Source organism: Comamonas sp. JC664 (assembly GCF_042647185.1).
This window is the reverse complement of sequence record NZ_JBHRUZ010000035.1, coordinates 19,887-27,316: the sequence shown is the minus strand read 5'-3', so window position 1 is coordinate 27,316 and position 7,430 is coordinate 19,887. Positions and strand designations below refer to the sequence as shown.

Below are 7,430 nucleotides of genomic sequence, written 5' to 3'. Positions count from 1 at the left end.
GGGCGAACAGGCGGGGCGGAGGGCGCCGCTGGGGTGCGGGTATGGACGAAGACATGGGAGGGTGTGGGGTCAGGGTGCTGCGGGTAGGGTGCTTACACCGGCCAGATGGGGCGGCTGAGCTGGTGCAGATAAGCTTGTACATCATCAGGCCAGGCCTGGGTCTGCAGCAAGAACGCCGATTGCTTGTGGGCAAACAGCGCGCGGCAGGCCTCATCAAAGCCGGCAGATCCCCGCCATGGCCTGCATGAACTGGTAGGTGGCCTCGGTCGCTGCGCGCTGCGAATCCTGCTGCGCATGGGCATTGCGGGCGTCATCGATCAGGCGGCGCAAGGCCGCTGAGGCGCCGCCGGGCTGGCGGTTGAGCCAGTCCCAATGGCGGGGCAGCAAGGTTACCTCGCGCGAGACCACGCCCAGCTTTGGGGCGGCCAACGGCACGTTGCAGAGCGGGCTGTGGGCTGCTGCTTCAACAGGTGCTGCGGGTGCTGGGGCTGCGTCGTCGTCCAGCTGGGCAGCGGGGCTGCGCTGCCGGGGCAGCTCCGAGCGCCAGTTCAGATCCAGGCGCAGTCGGAGAGGTCATCAAACACCCACAAGGGGGTGAGGCTGCAGCCGGGGTGGAGTTCGTCATGGTTTTGCAGATAGCGCAGCACCGTCAGGCGGTCGGCTTGCAGCAGGCGCTGGTGACCCTGGAGATGGTCAGCGGCTGGGTCAATGTCTCGGTAGTCATGGCCACTTGTTCGTTGTTCTCTTAATGAGTAGTTCATTTTACCGGGGCAAAAATATTTGGCTATTTTTAATGGGTAAAAAATATGTATCTGGATGGCACAGCGGCAGATGGCCTGTGGCAGCTGCTGTTAGCGCGGTGAGACGGTCGCGCGGAGTCGAAAAAAAACCTCCAGCGCGGGGCATGGAGGTTGTTCTGGCTGGAGCCTTGTGGCCCAGTCATTACACGCGCTTGCGGTATTCAGCAGTGCGGGTGTCGATTTCGATCTTGTCTTCCTGGCTCACGAACAGCGGCACAGCGATTTCAAACGGTAGCGATCTTGGCAGGCTTGAGAACTTTGCCGGAGGTATCGCCCTTGACAGCAGGCTCGGTCCAGGTGATTTCGCGCACGATGGTGGTGGGCAGCTCGACCGAGATGGCCTTGCCGTCATAGAACACCACTTCAGCGGTCATGCCGTCTTCCAGGTAGTTCAGCGCGTCAGCCATGTTTTCGGCTTCCACTTCGTACTGGTTGAACTCAGGGTCCATCCAGACGTACATGGGTCGGCGAAATAGGAGTACGTGCAGTCCTTCTTTTCCAGGATCACGTTGTCGATCTTGTCGTCGGCCTTTGAACACGTTTCCGTGCGAAGTTGCCGATCAGGCTCTTGAGCTTCATGCGCACGGTTGCAGCGCCACGGCCGCCACGTGCGTATTCGGTCTTCAGAACGATCATCGGGTCTTTGCCGAACATGATCACGTTGCCAGCGCGGATTTCTTGAGCGATTTTCATAGCAGTAAGTGCCTGTGTTTGGGCCGCTCAAACTACTACGGGCGGCGCGCAAGTGTCGTTGGACGGGCTGTGCTGCGCCGTAGCATGTTCCGCGGCGTTGTGCGCATCCATCAAACCCGGCTGCCTGCAGGCGCTGGGTGCGCGGAAAGCGCAAAGACTGCAATTCTAACATTTTTCGCCCGCAAAATGCCATCAGCTGCTCGGCAAGGCTGGGCTGCCTGTGCAGAGTGTGCGCGCGGCCAGCACGCAATGGGCCCATTGCGCCAGCAGCGCTGGCGTGATGGCGGGCCATGCAGGGACGCTGCGCCAGCCCCTGGGATGCCATTCCAGGCCGCATGGGCTTGGCGCAGGCTGCCCGGCGCGTCCAGCCAGTCCAGAAAAGCCTCCAGCTTGGCATGGTGGGCATTGACGCCCTGCGGGTAGATCTGCCAGACAAAAGGCTGGCCGGCCCACAGCGCCCGTACCAGTGAGTCTTCGCCGCGCACAAAGTTGAGGTCGCAGGACCAGAGCATCTCGTCAAATTCCGGCTGGCTGCAGGGCAGCAGCAGCTGAACCTGGCTGGGCAGGGGCTGGGGCAACAGCTGCTGCACCAGCGCCGCCGCGCGGCCCGGGGTGACCAGCCACTGCGTGGCCGTGCCAGCGCTGGCAAAGGCGGGCAAAAAGGCCGGGGGCTCATAGCAGAACAGCGAAACCACCTGATCGCTGCCCTGCAGGCCAGCCGGGCGCGCCAGGCGCTGCGGTCAAAGTCCGCCTGGCGCTGGGGCAGATCGGCTTCGCGCAGCAGGCCGCCGGTTGCCGGTGCTGAAACCCGGGTAGAAGAACAGCGCGTAAGGCCTGCCGCGGGGCCGCTCATCAGGCGCGAGGGCAGGCGGTGGCAGCGCTCGACATAGTCTTCGGCAGACAGGTACTCCAGGTTGATCCAGACGCTGGCTTCTGCTGTTGGGGATTGCGCACGCGCGGCCAGCGCCTGCTGGAAGGCAGGCGGAATCTCGCAAGCCAAAGGCCTCGACCACCACATCACCGACCCCGCTGGCCGGCGCCGCATCGGGCCCAGGCTGCACCGTCACGCCAGTGCGCGCCCTGCGGCGCCATCCAGGCCAGGGCGCTGCCATCGTCCACCCACAGCCGCACCTGGCAGCCGCGCTGGGCCAGGTCGGCGGCCCAGGCGCAGCACACGCCGATATCGCCAAAGTTGTCGATCACCTGGCAAAAAAATCCCACAGCGGCGCTGGGCTGCGCTGCGCGGAGGCAGGGGATACGGTGGAGATGTGGCGGTGGGGGTGGAAGCAGGGGAGAGGGTCATCACCCGCGCGATGATAGTGCAGTCCGGGCTCACTGACTGGCGCTGCCTCCTGGGCCACAATAGCTTCAGTTGATCAAGCATGGAGACAGACATGAACCCACACTGCAACCCGGGCCGAGGCTTTGCAAGACGTCAAGTGGTCGAGATGGGCCAGCTGATTGCCGGGCCGTTCTGCGGCAAGACCTGGGCGAGTTTGGTGCCGAGGTCGTGAAGATCGAGGCCACCGGCGCGGGCGACCCGCTGCGCAACTGGCGGCTGCTGCAGGATGGCACATCGGTGTGGTGGCAGGTGCAGTCGCGCAACAAGCTGTCGCTGGCGCTGGATTTGCGCCAGAAGGAAGCGCAGGACATTGCCCGCCAGCTGATTGCCGAGGCCGATGTGCTGGTGGAGAACTTTCGCCCCGGCACCCTGGAGGGCTGGGGCATGTCGCCGAGGAGCTGCATGCGATCAACCGGGCCTGGTGATGCTGCGCATCTCTGGCTATGGGCAGACCGGCCCCTACCGCGATCTGCCCGGCTTTGGCGTGATTGGCGAGGCCATGGGTGGCTTGCGCCACCTGACGGCCGAGCCCGGGCGGGTGCCGGTGCGCGTGGGGGTGTCGATCGGCGACACCTTGGCGGCGCTGCATGGCGTGATCGGCGTGATGATGGCGCTCTACCACCGCAAGGTGAATGGCGGCAGCGGCCAGGTGATCGATGTGGCCTTGCACGAGGCGGTCTTCAATGTGATGGAAAGCCTGATCCCCGAGTACAGCGCCTTTGGCACGGTGCGCGAGGCGGCGGGCAGCGCCTTGCCCGGCATTGCGCCATCGAACGCCTATGCCTGCCAGGATGGCTGGGTGCTGGTGGCCGGCAATGGCGACAGCATCTTCAAACGGCTGATGGACACCATTGGCCGGCCGGACCTGGGCCAGGCACCGGACCTGGCCAGCAATGCGGGCCGGGTGGCGCGCATTGAAGAGATCGATGCCGCCATCAGCGCCTGGACGCAGCCGCGCGCCATCGCGCAGGTGATGGATGCGCTGGCTGCTGCCAGGGTGCCAGCCGGCAAGGTCTATACCGCCAAGGACATCAGCGAAGACCCGCACTACCGCGCGCGCCAGATGATCCTGCCGCAAACCACGCGCGACGGCCATACGCTGGAGGTGCCGGGCATTGTGCCAAGCTGTCCGCCACACCGGGCACGATCCGCAGCAGCGCGCCGCACCTGGGCGATGACACCGATGCGGTGCTGCAGGGCCTGGGCCTGAGCGGCGCGCAGATTGCGGCGCTGCGTGAGCGCGGCATTGTGCAGTGAGCGTGCACGGGTGATGGGCCGTTTCGCTGCGGGGGGCGAACGCATAAGACAATAGCGCATGCCCACCCACGTGCACTCTCCCGAACTTCTTGCCCAGGTCGCTGGTTTGCCAGCCATGCTGGCGTCTACCGCTATTTCGATGCCAGCGATGCGCTGCTGTATGTGGGCAAGGCCATCAACCTCAAGCGCCGGGTCTCGAGCTATTTCCAGAAGGACCATGGCGGCACCCGCATCGGCCACATGGTGGGCAAGATCGTGCGCATGGAGACCACGGTGGTGCGCTCCGAAGCCGAAGCGCTGCTGCTGGAAAACAACCTCATCAAGACCCAGCACCCGAAATACAACATTCTTTTTCGGGATGACAAGAGCTATCCGTACCTGAAGATCACCGGCATGGCCATCCACGATGGCGACATGCGCACGCCCCCCAGCCAGTGCTACCCGCGCGTGGCCTATTACCGGGGCGCGACCGACAAGCGCCAGCGCTATTTCGGCCCTTACCCCAATGCCTGGGCGGTCAAGGAAACCATCTTGCTGCTGCAAAAGGTGTTTCGCCTGCGCACCTGCGAGGACAGCATTTTCAGCAACCGCACCCGGCCTTGTCTGCTCTACCAAATCAAGCGCTGCAGCGCCCCCTGCGTGGACCACATCAGCCCCGAGGACTACGCCGCCGATGTGGCCCATGCCGAGGCCATGCTGCGCGGCGAGACCGACACGCTGCTCAAGACGCTGGAGGCGCGCATGTTGGCACACTCGGACAAGCTGGAGTTTGAGCAGGCGGCCGACATCCGCAACCAGATCAAGGCGCTGGCCAGCATGCTGCACCAGCAGAGCATCGAGACCATCGACGACCGCGATGTGGACATGCTTGCCGTGCAGGTGCAGGGCGGCAAGGCCTGCGTCAACCTGGCCATGGTGCGCGGTGGCCGGCATCTGGGTGACCGCGCGTATTTCCCCGTGCATGTGGAAGACAGCGCCGCCATCGCCAGCATGGAAGAGGCCGAAGAAGCCGAAGTAGCCGCAGACCAGGCGGGCGCCCAGCCTGATGAGGCCCAGCCCGGTGGGGCCCAGCCCGGTGGTGCCCAGCCCGGCGTGGTGCGGCCCGCCAAAACAGTGGAGCAGCGCGTGCTGGAGGCCTTTGTGGCCCAGCACTATCTGCAGGTGGCGCCGCCCCGGTGCTGGTGGTCAGCGTGGCGCTGGAGCCCGCGCTGCTGGAGGCCTTGTCGCAGCAGACCGGCACGCGCATTGCGGCGGTGTCGCAGCCGCGTGAGGAGCGCCGCGTCTGGCTGGAGATGGCGCAAAAGAATGCCCAGCTGCAACTGGCCCGCCTGCTGGCCGAAGAGGGCTCGCAGCAGGCGCGCACGCGCGCTTTGGTCGAGGCGCTGGATTTGCCCCAGGACGATATCGACCAGCTGACCATCGAGTGCTTTGACATCTCACACACCTCGGGCGAGAACACCCAGGCCTCTTGCGTGGTGTTCCACCACCACAAGATGCAAAGCAGCGAATACCGGCGTTACAAGATCGACGGCATCACCGGCGGCGATGACTATGCCGCCATGCGCCAGGTGCTCACGCGCCGCTACAGCAAGGTGGCCGAGGCCCAGCGCGATGCCGGTGGCGCCGAGCTGGGCAAGGGCGCGGCCCGCTTGCCAGACATCGTGCTGATTGATGGCGGCAAGGGCCAGGTCGGTGTGGCACGCGAGGTCTTTACCGAGTTGGGTCTGGACCTCTCGCGCATCGTCGGTGTCGAAAAAGGCGAGGGCCGCAAGGTCGGGCTGGAAGAGCTGGTGTTCTGCGATGGGCGCGACAAGGTCTACCTGGGCCGCGACTCGGCCGCGTTGATGCTGGTGGCGCAGATCCGCGACGAGGCGCACCGCTTTGCCATCACTGGCATGCGCGCGGCGCGCGCCAAGGTGCGGGTAGGCGGCAGCCGGCTCGAAGACATCCCGGCGTGGGCCCCAAGAAGCGCGCGCGCCTGCTGCAGCGCTTGGTGGTGTGCGCGGGGTCGAGGAGGCGGGGGTCGATGACCTGATGACGGTCGATGGCATCTCGGCTGCCTTGGCAGAGGACATCTACAAGGCCTTGCATTGACGGGGTGGCACGGGCCGTGCAGCAACGGTCACACAGGCAATAGTGCGGTTCACTGAATTTGCACCGTTGCGTGCCACAATAGCCGCATGTTCTTTACGATCCCCACCATCATGACCTGGACCGCATCGTCGCGATCCCGCTCATCATCGGCGTGTACTACTCGCCTCTTGATATGGCCACCAAAAACCTGTGGGCCACCGTCATGTTCGTGGTGTTCGCCTTCACCGATTGGCTCGATGGCTTTCTGGCGCGCAAGCTCAACCAGACCTCTTCCTTTGGCGCCTTCCTCGATCCCGTCGCCGACAAGTTTCTGGTCTGCGCCTCGCTGCTGATCCTGGTCTACCTGCAGCGCGCCGATGTCTTTGTCGCGCTGATCATCATTGGCCGCGAGATCGCCATCTCGGCGCTGCGCGAATGGATGGCCCGCATTGGCGCGAGCAAGAGCGTGGCCGTACACATGGTGGGCAAGCTCAAGACCACCGTGCAGATGGTGGCCATTCCCTTTTTGCTCTACGACGGCAAGGTGGCCGGCATCGATACCGGTGTCTGGGGAACCTGGCTGATCTGGGGCGCTGCCGTGCTCACGGTCTGGTCCATGATTTTTTACCTGCAAAAGGCCTTGCCCGAGATCCGGGCTAGGGTTGATTCTTAGTCGAGCGCCACAGGTTTGGGCGTAGACTGCATCTCGCCTGTACAAGGAATTCAGGCTACAGGGCCCGTGATGCTTGGCTTTTGCAAGGCAAAGCGGGTGCTGGTCAGCGAAAAAAAGTGATTTTTTGCCTGAGCCCCAGAAATTCCGTCTAGAATTCATCTCATTCCAGAGGCGCTGGGGTCGAGATGAAAATTTCGTGCCAGTGGTGTTGTTTTTGAATCTGTGACAGTTGTACGGCGTACAAACTGCTCATAATGGGATGAAACATACACTTCCTTAACTCTCTTGATTAATAGAGGCTGCTTGTGAATAAAACTGAACTCATTGAGCACATTGCTAACAATGCTGATATCTCCAAGGCTGCTGCCGCTCGTGCGCTGGAGTCCACCATTGATGCAGTGAAGAAGACCTTGAAAAAGGTGGTACAGTCTCTCTGGTAGGTTTTGGTACCTTTGCCGTTGGTAAGCGCGCTGCTCGTACCGGCCGTAACCCACGTACCGGCGCTGCGATCAAGATCAAGGCAGCCAAGGTGCCTAAGTTCCGTCCAGGCAAGGCATTGAAAGATGCGCTGAACTAATTTCGGTTATCAGGT

General features: G+C 63.3%; 5 protein-coding genes and 6 pseudogenes. 4 read left to right on the top strand and 7 right to left on the bottom strand.

Translation table 11 applies throughout. The features are described 5' to 3' along the window. Nucleotides 1-92: 92 nt before the first annotated feature. From ACFODQ_RS05430 to earP (ACFODQ_RS05400), 7 genes and pseudogenes are all read right to left on the bottom strand, one after another. Nucleotides 93-296, bottom strand: coding sequence for a DUF2239 family protein (locus tag ACFODQ_RS05430; protein ID WP_377015572.1), 204 nt, complete (start codon nt 294-296; stop codon nt 93-95). Further along, complete coding sequence (locus ACFODQ_RS05425; protein ID WP_377015566.1) at nt 214-429, bottom strand: DUF2239 family protein; 216 nt, start codon at nt 427-429, stop codon at nt 214-216. Before ACFODQ_RS05425 ends, ACFODQ_RS05430 begins: the two co-directional genes overlap by 83 nt. Before the next feature lie 119 nt (nt 430-548). After that, entirely contained in the window at nt 549-761 is a 213-nt protein-coding gene (locus ACFODQ_RS05420; RefSeq protein ID WP_377015564.1) for a hypothetical protein, read from the bottom strand. Nucleotides 762-942: 181 nt separating this feature from the next. After that, a pseudogene (gene efp / locus ACFODQ_RS05415) lies at nt 943-1,493 on the bottom strand (elongation factor P). Nucleotides 1,494-1,603: 110 nt separating this feature from the next. After that, nucleotides 1,604-2,188 carry an elongation factor P maturation arginine rhamnosyltransferase EarP gene (gene earP / locus ACFODQ_RS05410; protein ID WP_377015562.1) on the bottom strand — a complete coding sequence of 195 codons (585 nt, stop codon included), beginning with the start codon at nt 2,186-2,188 and terminating at the stop codon, nt 1,604-1,606. 95 nt (nt 2,189-2,283) lie between these two features. Then, nucleotides 2,284-2,511: pseudogene (earP, locus tag ACFODQ_RS05405) on the bottom strand (elongation factor P maturation arginine rhamnosyltransferase EarP); the annotation flags it as partial. Then, nucleotides 2,511-2,714: an elongation factor P maturation arginine rhamnosyltransferase EarP gene (gene earP / locus ACFODQ_RS05400; RefSeq protein ID WP_377015559.1), complete on the bottom strand. Its 204-nt coding sequence runs from the start codon at nt 2,712-2,714 to the stop codon at nt 2,511-2,513. The gene earP (ACFODQ_RS05400) and the pseudogene earP (ACFODQ_RS05405), both read right to left, overlap by 1 nt. A 173-nt stretch (nt 2,715-2,887) precedes the next feature. On the opposite strand from earP (ACFODQ_RS05400), the pseudogene ACFODQ_RS05395 reads away from it, so the two are divergent. The 4 pseudogenes from ACFODQ_RS05395 to ACFODQ_RS05380 all read left to right on the top strand — a co-directional run bounded on the left by ACFODQ_RS05395 (nt 2,888) and on the right by ACFODQ_RS05380 (nt 7,415). Next, a pseudogene (locus ACFODQ_RS05395) lies at nt 2,888-4,092 on the top strand (CaiB/BaiF CoA transferase family protein). A 115-nt stretch (nt 4,093-4,207) separates the two neighbouring features. After that, a pseudogene (locus ACFODQ_RS05390) lies at nt 4,208-6,186 on the top strand (excinuclease ABC subunit UvrC). 86 nt (nt 6,187-6,272) lie between these two features. Next, a pseudogene (gene pgsA / locus ACFODQ_RS05385) lies at nt 6,273-6,838 on the top strand (CDP-diacylglycerol--glycerol-3-phosphate 3-phosphatidyltransferase). 305 nt (nt 6,839-7,143) lie between these two features. Further along, nucleotides 7,144-7,415 (top strand): annotated as a pseudogene (locus tag ACFODQ_RS05380) (HU family DNA-binding protein). The last annotated feature ends 15 nt before the right edge of the window (nt 7,416-7,430 follow it).